The organism is Kribbella sp. HUAS MG21 (genome assembly GCF_040254265.1).
Classification (GTDB): Bacteria; Actinomycetota; Actinomycetes; order Propionibacteriales; family Kribbellaceae; genus Kribbella.
Genome location: NZ_CP158165.1, coordinates 3,230,499 through 3,246,362, shown reverse-complemented (window position 1 = coordinate 3,246,362; position 15,864 = coordinate 3,230,499). Strand labels below are relative to the sequence as shown.

The following is a 15,864-nucleotide window of genomic DNA, read 5'->3' as shown; positions in this document are numbered from 1 at the left end:
GAAAATCAGGCGTGTCTCCGGTTCCGACCCTCCGTCTCCGATGCGTTCACCCGCGGGCGGGAGTTCGAACACTCTCGCGGGTGAGGCCTGCCGGTGACCTCCGGCCGGACAGTGAGAGCACCGACGTCTGGAGGAACAATGCGTGCTCTCGCGGTTCGGGATCGGACCAGAACGGCGCTGCCGGTGCTGGTGGCGTCCTTGTCACTCGTGTACGGGATCGCCGGAGTGGCGTGGTTGCTCGGGGCCGGGGCTTACCCGTTCGGTCCGGTCCCACCGGACGGCGAGCGGTTGTCGTTGCTCGCCCACCTGCCGGAGCAGGTCGGCGCCGGCCTGATCGCCGTACTGGGGATGCTTGGGATACCTGCTGCGCTCGGGCACACCCGGACCGAGTGGAGTGCGTCGGCGTACCGGCCGCTGCTGGGTTTCACGGCGCTGCAGGTGGTCGTCTTCGGGCTGCTCGCGCCGAGTGTCACGGTGGCGATCCTGGCCGGGTACCTCCTGGTCCTGCTCGGTCTGCCGGCGGGGATCATCTGGTTGATCGCCGGCGCCTGGAAGCAGCCCGCGACGCGGATCCTGCTGCTCGCCGTTGCGATGGCTGTCGTCGTGGTCGCCCTGACCACCGGCGTGTTCGACTGGGCCGCGTTCCGCGAGCTGGCCGCCGGCGTCGGCGGCGTACCGGCGAAGGTCGGTACCACGCCGCTGTTCGTCACCGGGGCGTTCCTGCTGGGCTGTGGCTGGGCGTGGCTCGGCGTCCGGGGCCTGCGGAGCGCGCGGGGACGGTGCCTGCGGTGTGGCAGGCCGGGCGCGAGCTGGACGCGACCGGAGTCGGCGCGGCGGTGGGGGTTCTGGGCGACGATCGTGGCGGTGCTCTGCCCGATGCCCTACGCGTTGCTGCGGATGACCTGGCTGCTGCCGAACCCGATCGGTTTCGACGCCGCGGAGCTGGACGCCGAACCAGGAATCAAGCTGTTCGGACTCGGGCTCGGACTGATCGCCTTGATCTCGGGGATCGTCACGCTCGGCCTGGTCCGGCCGTGGGGCGAGGTGTGGCCGCGGTGGATCCCGTTCGTCGCCGGGCAGCCGGTGCCGATCCTGGCGGCCGTCATCCCCGGCGCGGCGGCGGCCACGCTGCTGCTGGTCAGCAGTGCCTCGCTGACCGGCTTGCTGTGGTCTCCCGACGACTCGGTCCTCGAGAACGTCCGCAACCTCCTCATCCTCCCGTTCCCGCTCTGGGGCGCGTCCGTCGGACTGGCCACCGCCGCGTACTACTACCGCCGCCGACCGCCCTGCCCGACCTGCCACCAGGCCCACTGACAGCCTCCGAGCAGCCGCGGCCTACACCCGGCACGAACGGACCGGCCGCGGTGGCGTGCTGCTGCCACCGCGGCCGGTCTACCGTCGATCCGGGACCTACCGTCAGTCCGGGGTCTACCGTCAGTCCGGGGTCACCGGATCTTGGCGGGCGGTGCCGCCGGGGTGTCGTCGGTCCAGCCCGAGAGCAGGATCGTGCTGCTGCCCGACTTCCCGCCGACCGTGTTCGTGCTCAGCAACTTGCCGCTGTCCGGGTCGACGATCAGGACGAGCTTCAGCTGGTACTCCGGAAAAGCGAAGGCGACCGCGGTACCGGACCGGCCACCCTCGTCCGTGACGTCCGGCCTGACCACGGCACCCGGCAGACCCGCCAGCAGCCGGAACGCAGCTGCGCGGACCTGCGGCAGCGCAGGCGTCTCACTGAGCAGGCCGGCCGAGATCTGCGCGAGAGCCGACGTGTCGCCGGCCGCGGGAGCCGTCGCCGCCTTCACCTCCAGCAGCCGGGCGCGCAGCCGCGCAGGGTCCGTCGGCAGCGCCAGCACGTCCTGCAGGGTGCCGTTCGGCCCGAGGACCGTGTAGCGGTCCGTAGAGTCCTTCACCTCGAAGAACGTCGCCTTCCCCGGCTTGGACGAGATGATCTGGTCGTGCTTGTCGGCCGTGTCGGTCGGACCGGCGTTCCAGCTCGTGGGCGCTCCGGCCCGGGCCCAGATCTTCTTGTCGGCGTCGGTGGCCGGGCTCGCACCCAGCGAGCGGGTCCCCATCCAGGCGGTGCCACCCTTCTGCCCGGTCCAGGTCTCGGTGACCATCAGCTCACGGAGCTTGTAACCACCGGGCCCGGCCGGAGCCGAGCCGCAGCAGGTCACCGTGCCGTCGGCCTTGACGGTCCACTCCCTGCTCTGGACCTTCCGGACCCGGAAGTACTTACCCGTCGTCGCTTCCGCCTTCTCCTCGTGGGCGGCCGCGACCAGCAGCAGCTCACCGGCCGACATCGCCGCCTTGGTGGCAGCCGGCGCCGAGGCAGCAGGACCCGCGACCTCGGGTCCCGAACCGCCCGCGTCGGGCGAGAACGCCAGCGGTACGGCGAGGGCGCCGACGGTGACGGCCGCCGCTACTGCGGTGAGCCCGGCTCCGGCGAACCGGCGCCGGCGGGCTGCCCGGCGGCCACGACCGAGGTCGGCCGCGACCTCGGCGTCCGTCACGACCGGGTCGGACCCGGCGGCCTGCTCGAGAAGGTTCTTCAGATCAGTCATCGCACATGCTCCAGGGTGTCCAGGGGTTCGACGATGAGGTCGCGCAACTTCTCCAGCCCACGAGCGGTCTGGCTCTTGACGGTGCCCTGGCTGCTGCCCATCACCTCGGCGGCAGCGGCCACGTCCAGGTCGCAGAAGTACCGCAGGACGACCGCGGCCCGTTGCCGCTTGGGCAGCCGTTCGAGCGCTGCCAGCACGGTCAGCCGGTCCTCCGGCCCGGCCCCGGCCGCGGGCCTGGGCTCGGAGACCTCCCCGGTCAACGTCTCCCGATGACGCCAGAACCGGCGCTTCTCGTCCAGGAACACGTTGATCAGGATCTTGTCGGCGTACCGGGCCGCCCCGTTCTCGGGCCTGATCGCACCCCACTTCAGGTAGAGCTTGGTCAGGGCCGTCTGCACCAGGTCCTCGGCCCAGTGCGGGTCCCCGCTGGTCAGCAGACGTGCGATCCGCATCATCCGCCCGCGGTGGGCACTGACGTAGTCGGTGAAGTCCTGGTCGCGGTTGCTCGCCACGCGTCCTCCGGTCTGGTCGGTCGCTTCCTCACCGTTAAGTACCGAGTGAGGCGAGCACCCGGTTGCATCCGCGCTCCGCAGTACGCCGGGAGTACGCCGGGGAGTGCTCCGGGAGTACGCCGGGCAGTACGGCGAAGGGCCCCGCGGACGTGGTGTCCGCGGGGCCCTGCGCTGCGTCCTGCCGGCTCAGCTGTCCTGGATGCCGGTGCTGCCGGTGGAACCACCGCTGGTCAGGTCGGTGAGCTCCAGGTCCGACGTCGAGGACTTCTGGTTACCGGTGAAGGTGAAGTACTCGGTCAGGCCGTCCTCGTTGACCGTGCCCTCCGGGGCCGCGTCGACCAGGACGATCTGGCCGGGGCGAAGCTCCCCGAACAGGATCTTCTCGGCCAGCACGTCCTCCACGTCGCGCTGCAGCGCGCGGCGCAGCGGGCGGGCGCCCAGGACCGGGTCGAAGCCGCGCTTCGCGGCGAGTTCCTTCGCCGCCGGCGTGAGCTCGATGCCCATGTCCTTGTCCTTCAGGCGCAGCTCGATCTGGGCCACCATCAGGTCCACGATCCGGACGATGTCGTCCATCGTGTGCTGGTGGAAGACGACGATCTCGTCGACCCGGTTCAGGAACTCCGGCCGGAAGTGCTGCTTGAGCTCCTCGGTGACCTTGCCCTTCATCTTCTCGTACGAACCCGTGACGTCGTTCGCCTGCGAGAAGCCCAGCGACACCGACTTGGCGATGTCCTTCGTCCCGAGGTTCGTGGTCATGATGATCACGGTGTTCTTGAAGTCGACCACGCGGCCCTGGGCGTCGGTCAGCCGACCCTCGTCCAGGATCTGCAGCAGCGAGTTGAAGATGTCCGGGTGGGCCTTCTCCACCTCGTCGAACAGCACCACGCTGAACGGCTTGCGGCGGACCTTCTCGGTCAGCTGGCCGCCCTCTTCGTAGCCGACGTACCCCGGAGGCGAGCCGAACAGCCGGGAGGCCGTGTGCTTCTCCGAGTACTCCGACATGTCGAGGCTGATCAGCGCGTTCTCGTCGCCGAACAGGAACTCGGTCAGCGCCTTGGACAGCTCGGTCTTACCCACACCGGACGGGCCGGCGAAGATGAACGAGCCGCTCGGGCGGCGCGGGTCCTTCAGGCCGGCGCGGGTCCGCCGGATCGAGCGGGACAGCGCCTTGACCGCGTCCTCCTGGCCGATGTAGCGCTTGTGCAGCTCCTTCTCCATGTCCAGCAGCCGCGAGGACTCCTCCTCGGTCAGCTTGAACACCGGGATGCCGGTCGCGGTGCTGAGCACCTCGGCGATCAGCTCCTCGTCGACCTCGGCGACGACGTCCATGTCGCCGGCCTTCCACTGCTTCTCCCGCTCGGACTTCGCGTTGATCAGCTTCTTCTCGTCGTCGCGGAGCCGGGCGGCGCGCTCGAAGTCCTGCGCGTCGATCGCGGACTCCTTCTCCCGGCGCACGGTCGCGATCTTCTCGTCGAACTCGCGCAGGTCCGGCGGCGCGGTCATCCGGCGGATCCGGAGCCGGGCGCCGGCCTCGTCGATCAGGTCGATCGCCTTGTCCGGCAGGAACCGGTCCGAGATGTACCGGTCGGCCATCTGCGCGGCGTTCACCAGCGCGGCGTCGGTGATCGTCACCCGGTGGTGCGCCTCGTACCGGTCGCGGAGGCCCTTGAGGATCTCGATCGTGTGCGCGATCGAGGGCTCGGCCACCTGGATCGGCTGGAAGCGGCGCTCCAGCGCGGCGTCCTTCTCGACGTACTTGCGGTACTCGTCGAGGGTGGTGGCGCCGATCGTCTGCAGCTCGCCGCGGGCCAGCATCGGCTTCAGGATGCTCGCGGCGTCGATCGCGCCCTCGGCCGCGCCGGCCCCGACGAGGGTGTGGATCTCGTCGATGAACAGCACGATGTCGCCGCGGGTGCGGATCTCCTTGAGCACCTTCTTCAAGCGTTCCTCGAAGTCACCGCGGTAGCGCGAACCGGCCACCAGGGCACCCAGGTCGAGGGAGTAGATCTGCTTGTCCTTCAGCGTCTCCGGGACGTCACCGCGGACGATCTGCTGGGCCAGACCCTCCACGATGGCGGTCTTGCCGACGCCCGGCTCACCGATCAGGACAGGGTTGTTCTTGGTCCGCCGGGACAGCACCTGCATGACCCGCTCGATCTCGGTCTCGCGCCCGATCACCGGGTCGAGCTTCGCCTCACGAGCGGACTGGGTGTAGTTCCGGCCGAACTGGTCGAGCACCAGGGAGCTGCTGGGCGCACCCTCGGTGGGGGCGCCGCCGGCGGCGGTCGTCTCCTTGCCCTGGTACCCGCTCAGCAGTTGGATGACCTGCTGCCGGACCTTGTTCAGATCCGCACCGAGCTTGACCAGGACCTGCGCGGCGACACCCTCACCCTCGCGGATGAGGCCGAGCAGGATGTGCTCGGTGCCGATGTAGTTGTGGCCCAGCTGCAGGGCCTCGCGCAGGGAGAGCTCCAGCACCTTCTTGGCGCGGGGGGTGAACGGGATGTGCCCGCTCGGAGCCTGCTGCCCCTGGCCGATGATCTCCTCGACCTGGGAACGAACGGCCTCGAGCGAGATACCCAGGCTCTCGAGAGCCTTGGCGGCGACACCCTCACCCTCGTGGATCAGGCCGAGCAGGATGTGCTCGGTCCCGATGTAGTTGTGGCTGAGCATCCTGGCCTCTTCCTGAGCCAGGACGACTACCCGACGGGCGCGGTCCGTAAATCGTTCAAACATCGCCAAAGCGCTCCTTGCCTCAGAGGAGTCGGACGTGCCGTGTAGGCCGACCCCCGTACATGCATGCTAGTCCCCGGCGCCGACAGGCTCGCTCTCGGCGAACACCCGATCACGTTTCCACCGGCCGCCCGGGCGGCATCACAAGGGAACAACTGCACAGCTCACCAGCCTGTTCCCGCCTGGCCGCCCCTGGACAGCGTGTTCGCCACCAGCGAATTCCCCGAACTACCTGTCCGGTCAGCCACCACGGCCGACACGCCCGGGTCCCACTCTGTGAAACAACCGGAATGCGGACGGTCCCGGCGACCAATGGGCGCCGGGACCGTCGGGGAGCTGGAATTACTTGGCCTCGTTGTACGCCGCGCGCACCTCGGCGGAGATCCGGCCGCGCTCGCTGACCTCGTAGCCGTTCTCCTTCGCCCAGGCCCGGATGTCCGCGGAGTCCGACGCCGACCGGCCGCGACCGCGGGACCGGCCCGCCGCGCCCCGGCGGCCGGCCACCCGGCGGGCGGAGCCGACGTACGCGGCCAGGGCGTCGCGCAGCTTGGCGGCGTTCTTCTTGGACAGGTCGATCTCGTACGTCGTTCCGTCCAGCCCGAAGGTGACGGTCTCGTCGGCCTTACCGCCGTCGAGATCGTCCTCGAGAACCACCTGAACCCTTTGCGCCATCGATGACAACCTTTCCGCGCCCGCCATCGGGCACAATCCCCCTGCCGAATTGTTAGCACCTGATTTGTACCGCACAAACCGGCTTCGTGTCATTCATCGACGCTCTGCAGCCGTGGTGACCTTGCGTATTCATCCGTTCCGAAACCGGCTGGACCGGAATCAATTCCACCCCGGGATTTGCCGGGCCCGGCCGTTGTGCTATGCAACGACCTGCCCGGCGGATTCCGGAATCACGCCGGCCACATCACTCCGGACGCAGCAACGGGAACAGAATCGTCTCCCGGATACCGGTGCCGGTGAGCAACATCACCAATCGGTCCAGGCCCATCCCCATGCCGCCGGCCGGCGGCATCCCGAATTCCATCGCGCGGAGGAAGTCCTCGTCGAGTTCCATCGCCTCCGGGTCCCCGGCCGCGGCCTGTATCGACTGCTCCACCAGGCGATCGCGCTGGATCACCGGGTCGTTCAGCTCCGAGTACGCGACCCCGAGCTCGACGCCGTTGACGAACAGGTCCCAGGCCTCGACCAGGCCCGGAATTTCCCGGTGCGGCTTCGCCAGCGGCCGCGCCGACTCCGGATAGTCGCGGACAAAGGTGGGCTGGATCAGCGTGTGCTCGCAGAGCTTCTCGAACAAGTCGACGGCGATCTCACCGGTATTCCGGCCCGGCTGCAGCTCGACACCGTGCTGCTCGGCCAACTTGATCAACGCGGCATGGTCGGTGGTCGCGTCGACGGTCTCACCGACCGCTTCCGAGAGCAGCCCGAAAAGCGTCGCGTGCCGGAACGGCTGCTCGATGTCGATGGTCGAACCGTCGCGCGCGGTGATCGTCGTACGGCCGATCGCCCGGCCGGAGTTCCGGATCAGCTCCTGGATCAGCTCGGCCATCGTGTCGTAATCGCCGTACGCCTGATACGCCTCGATCATCGAGAATTCCGCCGAGTGCGTGGAGTCCAGGCCCTCGTTGCGGAACGTCCGGCCGATCTCGTAGACCCGGTCGACGCCGCCGATCATCGCACGCTTGAGGTCGAGCTCGAGCGCGATCCGCAGCTTCATCTCCTGGTCGAACGCGTTCAGGTGGGTGCTGAACGGCCGCGCCGCGGCGCCGCCGTTGGTCAGCTGCAGCACCGGCGTCTCCACCTCGACGAAGCCGTGGTCGTCGTACGTCGCGCGCAGCGCCTTGAGCACGGCGGCCTTCGCGCGGACCATCTCGCGCGCCTCGGGGCGGACGATCAGGTCGACGTACCGCATCCGGACCCGCGCCTCTTCGCTGAGCGGCTTGTGCTCGTTCGGCAGCGGGCGGAGCGTCTTCGCGGCCATCTGCCACGCGGTCGCCTGCACGGACAGCTCACCGCGCCGGCTGGTGATCACCTCGCCCTGGACCGACAGCAGGTCGCCGATGTCGACGAGCTGCTTGAACCGGGCCAGCTCCTCCTCGCCCAGGTCGGCCAGCGACAGCATCACCTGCAGCTCGGTCCCGTCCCCCTCCCGGAGGCGGACGAAGCACAGCTTGCCGGTGTTGCGCAGGAAGATCACCCGGCCGGTCACCGCGACCTGCTCGCCGGTCCGCGTGTCGGGCTCCAGCTCCTGGGCGTCGTACTTCTCCCGGAGGTCCTTCAACAGGTGCGTCCGGGCCACCGAGATCGGGTACGGCTGGACACCCTCCGCCAGCAGGCGGTCACGCTTCTCCCGGCGGACCCGCATCTGCTCGGGCAGGTCGTCCTGCCCGCTGTCGGGGTTCACCGGGTCCACGTGTGCATCAGTCATGCCTAAAGGCTAGTGACTGACCACCTCCAGCTCCGAATCCTTTGTCTCGACCCCTGCCAGTACGAAGCTCCGTACGACGAGCACGCCGACGACCGCGGCGGCAACCGCGCAGGCCACCCCGCAACTCACGAACGTGCCGCGCGGGCCGAGCAGCGCCCCCGCCAGCCCGCCCAGCAGCATCGCGAGCAGGCTGAACGAGCGGGCCGTGCCGTTCAGCGCCGCGATCACCCGGCCGCGGACCGCCTCGGCGGATCTGGTGACCACGAGCGCGCTGGTGGCCGCGTTCAGCATCCCGCTGCCGACACCGATCACGGTGGCGCCGATCAGCAGCGTGACCAGGTTCCCGGCCAGGCCCATCAGCACGCTCGCGGCGCCGATCGCGCCCATGCCGGCGACCACTCCCCCGGACCGGGCCCGGTCGCCGTCCAGCCGGCCGCTGTACCAGGCGCCGACGATGGCGCCGGCGCCCGTCGCCGCGCCCGCGGCGCCGTACAACTCCGGCCCGAGACCTAGCTCGTCGGTGATCAGGAAGACCTCGACGACATTGACCGCCTCGCCGACGAGAACGAACAGCCACAACGCCGGCACCAGGATCCGCAGTACGCCGTCCTCGAAGATCACCCGCAGCCCTGCCGAGACGCCACCGCGCTCGCGCGCCGCCCCGGCCGCGGGCCGCCGTCGCGTCCGGACCAGAGCCGCGACCACCACCAGGACCAGGAACGTCCCGGCGTCGACGAGCAGGGCACCACGACTGCCCGCCATGCCGACGAGAAGACCGCCGGCGGCCGAGCCGGCCAGTGTCGCGACGCCGATCAGGGCTTGGCTGGCTCCCGTACTGCGGCCGACCAGTTCCTCGCCGACGATCCGCGGGATCAGCGCACCCCAGGCGGGACCGGCCACCGCCTGTCCGAGCTGCAGCACACACACCAGGGCCAGCGTGCTCGCCAGGTCGTGTACGAACGCCAGCCCGACTCCGGCGGCCACCTGCAGCAGCCCCGACCAGACCAGGACGGTCCGGGAGTCGTAGCCGTCCACGATCCGCCCCGCGAACGGGATCATCACCACCGTCGGTACGGCGAACGCCAGCAGCAGCGCCGTGACAGCGGCCGGGCCGTGCCCTTCGGAGACCCGCAGCATCAGCGCGATCAGGGCGATCGAGTCGCCCGCGTACGACAGCGCGCGGGCGGGCAGCACCAGCCGGATGTCCCGGTACGACCAGATCGAAGTCTGAAGTATTTGCTTCACAGTTATGAAGTAAACACTTCACGTTTTCAGCGGTCAAGGGCTTCGCTACGCTGACCTCGTGGCCAAGAAGAAGCCCGTGGTGGTGATCACCGACCCGCGGGCGATCCGCGCCCTGGCGCATCCGGCGCGGCAGCGGGTGATCGACGAGCTCTACAACGGCCAGGTGCTGACCGCGACCGAGTGCGCCGAGCTGGCCGGCCTGACGCCGTCGGCGATGAGCTACCACCTCCGGGCGCTGGAGAAGTGGGGCATCATCGAGCGCGCCGAGGACAGCGGCGACGGCCGGGAGCGGCCGTGGCGGGCGCGGGCGGCGAGCCTGCGCATCGACTCGCAGTCCGGCGGCGCCGGGCGGCTGGCCGGCCACGCGATCATGCGGACCGCCGTCGACCGGGTGCTCGAGCAGTTCCAGGAGCTCGGCGAGGACGACCCGTGGGACGACGCCAGCTCGATGAGCAGGGCACGGTTGTGGCTCACCCACGAGGAGGCGCTGGCGTTCGGCAAGGAGCTGAACGACCTCGTCGACCGCTACAAGAAACAGCGCACGCAGAGCGACCATCCGGCCGGCGCGCGCCAGGTCAGCTCGCTGATCGCCGTCGTACCGACCGGAACGCCGCCAGAAGGCGACTGAACCGTTAGCTGCCTGACGGCGTATCGAGGAGTACCTTCGAAACAAGAGGCACTTTCCGCCGCCGGGTGGTCGTCATGCAGTCCTGGGTCCTGTGGTTGATCGTCGCCGCCGTCCTCGGCACGGCCGAGTTGATGACGGCGACCTTGGACCTGCTCCTGCTCGCCGTCGCGGCGTTCGCCGCCGCCGGGGTCGCCGGGCTCGGCCTCGGGATCGCGTTCCAGGTGATCGCGTTCGTGGTCACCGCCGCGGCGATGGTCACCCTGGTCCGGCCGGTCGCGCGCCGGCACCTGACCGGGCACCCCCGGCTGCGGACCGGGGTCGCCGCGCTGATCGGCCGCGAGGCGGTCGTGCTGGCGCCGTGCGACCGCGACGCCGGGCGGGTCCGGATCGGCGGCGAGGAATGGAGCGCCCGTTCCTACGACCCCGACCTGCACATCCCCGCCGGCACCCGGGTCGACGTCTTCGCGATCGAGGGCGCCACTGCCCTCGTGCACCCCCAGGAGGAACCATGGCCGAAGTGATCATCGGACTGGTCGTCGCGCTGCTCGCCGTCGTCCTGGTACTGCGGACCGTCCGGATCGTCCCGCAGGCGCGGGCCAGCAACGTCGAGCGCCTCGGCCGGTACCTGCGGACGCTCGAACCCGGGCTGAACATCGTGATCCCGTTCGTCGACCGCCCCCGGCAGCTGATCGACCTGCGCGAACAGGTGGTCTCGTTCCAGCCGAACTCGGTGATCACCGAGGACAACCTGGTCGTGCACATCGACACCGTCCTGTACTTCCAGGTCACCGATCCGCGCGCGGCGGCGTACGAGATCGCCAACTACATCCAGGCGATCGAGCAGCTCACCGTGACCACGCTGCGGAACGTGATCGGCAGCCTGGACCTGGAGAAGACGCTGACCTCGCGCGAGCACATCAACTCGATCCTGCGCGGCGTCCTCGACGAGGCCTCCGGCAAGTGGGGCATCCGGGTCAACCGGGTCGAGCTGAAGGCGATCGAACCGCCGGCGTCGATCAAGGAGTCGATGGAGAAGCAGATGCGCGCGGAGCGCGAGAAGCGGGCCGCGATCCTGAACGCCGAGGGCGCCCGGCAGGCGCGGATCCTGACCGCGGAGGGCGACCGGCAGGCGGCGATCCTGCGCGCCGAGGGCCAGGCGAAGGCGATCGACACGGTCTTCGACGCGATCCACCGCAACGACCCGGACCCGAAGCTGCTCGCGTACCAGTACCTGCAGATGCTCCCGGAGCTGGCCAAGGGTCCCGGCAACACGTTCTGGGTGATCCCGTCCGAGGTCACCTCCGCGCTGCAGAACGTCACCAAGGCGTTCACCGGCGACACCGCCAAGATCGGCCCGGAGATCAGCTCGGGCAACGGGCACGACCCTGAAATCTCCCGGAGTTAGGTCCTGTCTGGTGATCCAGCGCCGTCGCGAGGAGGTGCTCGGTGCGGTAGCTCGGCGTGCGGGGGCGAAGGTCTCGATGCGGAGCATCGTGGCCTTTGCACCCGTGCGGCGAGATGCCGTGCCGAGTGCCCCGCAGTAGGCGATGGATCACCAGACAGGACCTAAGTTGCCCCATCACCAAATCGGTTGTCTCACGATGTCACCATGGGTGCATGGGGGAACCTCTGCTGATCGCGCAGGCGATCACCATCCCGACCGGGGTGGCTGTGCTGGCGTACCTGGTGGTCGGACTCGTGATCGGCGTGGAGAGCATGGGGGTGCCGCTGCCCGGTGAGACGACGCTGATCGCGGCCGCGCTGCTCGCCTCGCAGCAGCACCAGCTGAAGATCGAGCTCGTCATCCTGGCCGCGGCCACCGGCGCGATCCTCGGCGACTCCGCCGGGTACTACGTGGGCCGCAAGGCCGGCCGCCGGTTGTTCGACCGCCTGGGGCGACGCTTCCACCACTTCTCCGCGGACCGGATCGTGCGCGCCGAGAAGTACTTCCACAAGTACGGCGTCTGGACGGTGTTCTTCGGCCGGTTCGTCGCGCTGCTGCGGATCTTCGCGGGCCCGATGGCCGGCATGCTGCGGATGCACTACCCGCGGTTCCTGGTCGCGAACGCCGCCGGCGGGATCGCCTGGGCGACCACGATCGGCGTGGTCGCGTACCAGATCGGCGACAACGCCGACCAGCTCTTCGGCCGGCTGTCGATCGGCGCCGCGATCGCGGTCGCGGTCGTCCTGGCCGCGCTGTACGTCGTCCACCGGATCCGCAAGCGCCGCCGCGAACAGGCCGCGGACCTGCCCGGCGACGACGCCCCGGAGGCCGGGGCGCTCGAGCCAGCTGACGTGTAGCTCGAGTCAGCGGACGTGTAGCTCCAGCTGCGGCGTGGTGGTGCCGTCGATCGGCCGGCCGAACATCATCGCGCCGGGAATCACGAACCGGTAGACGAAGTCGCCCGGCTGTGCCGCCGTGAACGCCAGCGACGCGGCCCCGTTGCGCATCGGCAGCGCCTTCGAGTTCACCCAGCGGCGCGTCTGCCGGTTCCACGCCTGCAGCATCACCGTGGTGTTCATCGCCGGTTTGACCGTCGTGAACACCGTGACCGACGTACCGCGCTTCTTCGCGGTCTCGCCGCCGACGAAGCCGGCCGACGCGACCCGGACCACGCTCTTCGTGTACGCCGGCTTGCTGGTCGACGTACCGGTCAGCGTGCTGCCCTTGGTGCTCACCGGCACGGTGATCTTGTACGGCCGGCTCCCACCGGTCGGTACGGCGATGTCGTAGTACCCACCGCTGGTCGTCGTACCGCGGGCCGCCGGGGTCCAGCGGGCGCCCGGCGCGACCTGGGTGAGTACCGTGACCGGGACGCCGGCCGGGGTGGCCCGCTTGGTGGTGCACGGCGTCTCGAGCTCACACCCGACCTGTTGCAGGATGACCCGGCCGCGGACCCGGATCGGCACGCTGAACTGGGCCAGCGCGGGGACCGCGGCGTTGATCGAGCTGGTCAGCCCGAGCACCTGCCCGCCGATCCGCGCGCTCCACTCGTTCTGGGTGCGGAGCTGGAAGACGTACGGCGGTTTGATGCTCTTGATCAGCTGCCGGTTCGCGGTCGTCGCGGGGCCGATCGCCTTCAGCATCGCGCCGGGGCGGCCGATCATCGGCACATAGCTCTGGGTCTTCTTGCCGCGGATGTCCAGCGGGTCGTTCGGCGTGAAGTCCTGCGGTGCCACCGGCACCGACCACCTGATCATCACGCCGCGGCCCTGCGGCGCCACGGTCGCGGCGCTCGGCCGCACCGGGCCGTCGGTGTCGAACACCGGCGACCGGGTGAGCTTGCTGGTCACACCGCCCTGCGAGGTGCCGGTCGCGACCGCGATCTTGTAGTTCCCGTCCGGCGGGAACGCCGAGGTCGGGATCTCCCAGCGGTTCGGGTCGCCGGCCGGGATGTACTTCACGTACGACGGACTCTCGCTGAGCACGCCCTCGATCGTGATCCGGTTCGGCAGCCCGGTGTCCTTCCAGGTCACCACCACCGCCGCCCGCCCCTTCGGCGCCCAGGCCACCGCGACATCGGTCGGCGCGGGTTCCGAGGCACACGCGGTCAGCGAGGCCGCCCCCGCCACCACCGCCAGCCCCACGGCGAGCCAGCGCCGCATCCCGACCACCCCTTGTCTCCTCACGACCGACCGGGTGAACCTTACCCAGTCCCCGGTACCCCTCCCGTACGACCGTTGCCGGATCGGTATCGCGCACTTACCGTGAAGGAAGCCACAGAGGGGGAACCAGGATGGCTTTCATCAGCACGCCCAACGACCCGGAGTTGTTCGACGCGAATCGGGCGCCGGCCGGGCATGTGCCCAACTACGTTCGTACGTTCGCGGCCCGGCCCGCCGTCTACGAGGCGTGGAAGCAGTTGAACTCCGCGATCAAGGAGTCGATGGACCTGCGCCGGTACGAGCTCGCCACGTTGGCCGCGGCGACCGCGATGAGGTCCAGCTACTGCAGCCTCGCGCACGGCGAGGTCCTGGCCGACAAGTTCTACACGGCCGAGGAGGTCGCGGCGCTCGTCGAGGAACCCGCGAACGATCCCGTCGACCGCGGCGTGATGGCGTTCGCCCGCAAGGTCGCGCTCGCCGCCGACACCGTCACCCAGGCGGACGTCGACGAGCTGAAGGCACTCGGCCTGACCGACGCCGACATCCTCGACGTCACGCTGGCCGCCGCGGCGCGGGCGTTCTTCTCCAAGACCCTCGACGGCACCGGCACCCAGCCCGATGCGGCGTACCAGAACCTGCCCGAGACCCTTCGTACGGCGCTGACGGTCGGCCGCCCGATCTACTCGGGCTGATTACCGGGCGCCCCGCCGAGGTGGTGGTCGGTGGTGACGCCGCTGTACATCAGGTGCGTGACCAGGCCCTGCGCGGCGTGCGGCAGGTTGTGGCAGTGGTCCATCCAGATGCCCGGGTTGTCGGCCACGAACGCGACCTCGTAGGTCTCCTTGTCCTCGACGTTCAGGGAGTCCGTCCACCACGGGCTCCCGGTCGCCGGTTTCCCGTCGCGGCTGAGCACGACCACGTGGTGCCCGTGCAGGTGCATCGGGTGCACCTGGCCCGAGGTGTTCCGGATCCGCATCCGGACGACGTCGCCCTCGTCCACCATGAACATCGGCACGTCCGGGTACTGGCGCCCGTTGATCGTCCACCACATCCCGGGCTTCCCGTCGAGGAACCCGATCCGGCGGCCGATGTCGTACCGGAACACCCGGTCCGCCTTCGCCGGGTCCAGACCGAGCGGCTTCGGCGAACCGTAGGTCAGCAGGTCGACGCGCTCCCGCGGCTCCGGCCCGGCCGGCGCGTCCCCATCCCCGATCACCAGCGTCGTCGGCCCGCCGCCCAGCCCGATCCGCACCGCGGTCGTCGTCGGTACCTCGAGGTCGATCCGGCCGCCGGCGGTGACGAGCACCGCCTTGCCGCGGACCTCGGTCGGCGCGTTCACGTCGGTCCCGTCGACCGCGACGACCTTGTACGGCGCCCCGTCGACCCAGGCGGCCATCGGGCCGTTGTCGGTGTTGATCAGCCGTACCCGGGCCGTCGGGCCCGGTGCCTTCACGCGGCGTTCGCCGTACTCGCCGTTGACGGTCCGCACCTTGTCGTAGGTGTGCACGGCCGCGATCACGTCGGAGGCGGTCGGCTTGACGACGAGTACGCCGTACAGCCCCTTCTGCACCTGCTCGTGCGAGACCTGGTGCGAGTGGTACCAGTACGTGCCGGCGTCCTCCGCGACGAAGCGGTACACGTGCGACTTGCCGGGCCCGACCGCGTCCTGGGTCACCCCCGCGACACCGTCCTCGGCGTTCGGTACGTCGACCCCGTGCCAGTGCAGGGTGACGCCGTCGGCGACGTTGTCGTTGTGCAGCGTGACCTGCACCAGATCGCCTTGTTCCGCGACGATCCGGGGCCCCGGCGACGTGTGGTTCAGGGTGAACCCGTCCATCGGGCCGCGGCCGGGAATCTCGAAGCGCTCGGTGCGCGCCACCAGGTCCACCGCGACGTCCGGTGTCCCGGCCGCCGGACCGGTCAGGTCGCCGACCTTCGTGCCGTGGTGGGCGTGCGTGGCCGCCGGGCCGCCGCCGAAGTCGGCGTACCCCATCGCCATCGGCGACAGGTCGCCCGGCACCAGGCTGCGCTGCCAGAAGAACCCGAGCGGCGCGAGGATCGCGACCGTTGCGGCGATCGCGATCAGCGCACGACGAGACGGCGGCCGCATCGTCACGGCCGCCGCAGGTCGGTGGTGCACCG

General features: G+C 69.8%; 14 protein-coding genes. 6 read left to right on the top strand and 8 right to left on the bottom strand.

Features of this window, described 5'->3' with window-relative positions; genetic code table 11:
* Window positions 1–138: 138 nt before the first annotated feature.
* Window positions 139–1,314 carry a hypothetical protein gene (locus ABN611_RS15900; RefSeq protein WP_350280647.1) on the top strand — a complete coding sequence of 392 codons (1,176 nt, stop codon included), beginning with the start codon at window positions 139–141 and terminating at the stop codon, window positions 1,312–1,314.
* A gap of 131 nt (window positions 1,315–1,445) precedes the next feature.
* Here ABN611_RS15900 and ABN611_RS15895 read toward each other — a convergent pair whose 3' ends face one another.
* The 6 genes from ABN611_RS15895 to ABN611_RS15870 all read right to left on the bottom strand — a co-directional run bounded on the left by ABN611_RS15895 (window position 1,446) and on the right by ABN611_RS15870 (window position 9,488).
* Window positions 1,446–2,561, bottom strand: a complete 1,116-nt coding sequence (locus ABN611_RS15895) for a CU044_5270 family protein (RefSeq protein WP_350280646.1) — start codon at window positions 2,559–2,561, stop codon at window positions 1,446–1,448.
* Window positions 2,558–3,073: a SigE family RNA polymerase sigma factor gene (locus tag ABN611_RS15890; protein WP_350280645.1), complete on the bottom strand. Its 516-nt coding sequence runs from the start codon at window positions 3,071–3,073 to the stop codon at window positions 2,558–2,560. Before ABN611_RS15890 ends, ABN611_RS15895 begins: the two co-directional genes overlap by 4 nt.
* Before the next feature lie 186 nt (window positions 3,074–3,259).
* Window positions 3,260–5,809: an ATP-dependent Clp protease ATP-binding subunit gene (locus ABN611_RS15885; protein WP_350280644.1), complete on the bottom strand. Its 2,550-nt coding sequence runs from the start codon at window positions 5,807–5,809 to the stop codon at window positions 3,260–3,262.
* 339 nt (window positions 5,810–6,148) lie between these two features.
* The gene (locus ABN611_RS15880; RefSeq protein ID WP_350280643.1) at window positions 6,149–6,478 is read right to left on the bottom strand and encodes an Lsr2 family protein; all 330 of its coding nucleotides are present in this window, start codon (window positions 6,476–6,478) and stop codon (window positions 6,149–6,151) included.
* Between the two features lie 244 nt (window positions 6,479–6,722).
* Window positions 6,723–8,243, bottom strand: coding sequence for a lysine--tRNA ligase (gene lysS / locus ABN611_RS15875; protein WP_350280642.1), 1,521 nt, complete (start codon window positions 8,241–8,243; stop codon window positions 6,723–6,725).
* A 9-nt stretch (window positions 8,244–8,252) separates the two neighbouring features.
* Window positions 8,253–9,488 (bottom strand): MFS transporter, encoded by a 1,236-nt coding sequence (locus ABN611_RS15870; RefSeq protein WP_350280641.1) that lies wholly within the window; start codon window positions 9,486–9,488, stop codon window positions 8,253–8,255.
* A 58-nt stretch (window positions 9,489–9,546) separates the two neighbouring features.
* Between ABN611_RS15870 and ABN611_RS15865 the strand changes: the two genes are divergently transcribed.
* The 4 genes from ABN611_RS15865 to ABN611_RS15850 all read left to right on the top strand — a co-directional run bounded on the left by ABN611_RS15865 (window position 9,547) and on the right by ABN611_RS15850 (window position 12,417).
* The gene (locus ABN611_RS15865) at window positions 9,547–10,116 is read left to right on the top strand and encodes a winged helix-turn-helix domain-containing protein (protein ID WP_350280640.1); all 570 of its coding nucleotides are present in this window, start codon (window positions 9,547–9,549) and stop codon (window positions 10,114–10,116) included.
* Between the two features lie 74 nt (window positions 10,117–10,190).
* Window positions 10,191–10,637, top strand: coding sequence for an NfeD family protein (locus ABN611_RS15860; protein WP_350280639.1), 447 nt, complete (start codon window positions 10,191–10,193; stop codon window positions 10,635–10,637).
* Window positions 10,625–11,521: an SPFH domain-containing protein gene (locus ABN611_RS15855; protein WP_350280638.1), complete on the top strand. Its 897-nt coding sequence runs from the start codon at window positions 10,625–10,627 to the stop codon at window positions 11,519–11,521. The genes ABN611_RS15860 and ABN611_RS15855 overlap by 13 nt, the downstream gene beginning before the upstream one ends.
* A gap of 212 nt (window positions 11,522–11,733) precedes the next feature.
* A complete protein-coding gene (locus tag ABN611_RS15850; protein ID WP_350280637.1) occupies window positions 11,734–12,417 on the top strand; it encodes a DedA family protein in 684 nt (227 codons plus the stop codon).
* A gap of 6 nt (window positions 12,418–12,423) precedes the next feature.
* Here the strand turns inward: ABN611_RS15850 and ABN611_RS15845 are convergent, their stop codons facing one another.
* Window positions 12,424–13,746: a hypothetical protein gene (locus ABN611_RS15845; RefSeq protein ID WP_350280636.1), complete on the bottom strand. Its 1,323-nt coding sequence runs from the start codon at window positions 13,744–13,746 to the stop codon at window positions 12,424–12,426.
* A gap of 107 nt (window positions 13,747–13,853) precedes the next feature.
* Here ABN611_RS15845 and ABN611_RS15840 point away from each other — a divergent pair, with 107 nt between their 5' ends.
* Window positions 13,854–14,414 (top strand): carboxymuconolactone decarboxylase family protein, encoded by a 561-nt coding sequence (locus ABN611_RS15840; RefSeq protein ID WP_350280635.1) that lies wholly within the window; start codon window positions 13,854–13,856, stop codon window positions 14,412–14,414.
* On the opposite strand, the gene ABN611_RS15835 is transcribed toward ABN611_RS15840, so the two are convergent.
* Window positions 14,402–15,862 (bottom strand): multicopper oxidase family protein, encoded by a 1,461-nt coding sequence (locus ABN611_RS15835; protein ID WP_350280634.1) that lies wholly within the window; start codon window positions 15,860–15,862, stop codon window positions 14,402–14,404. The two genes, ABN611_RS15840 and ABN611_RS15835, sit on opposite strands and share 13 nt — an antisense overlap.
* Window positions 15,863–15,864 lie beyond the last annotated feature (2 nt).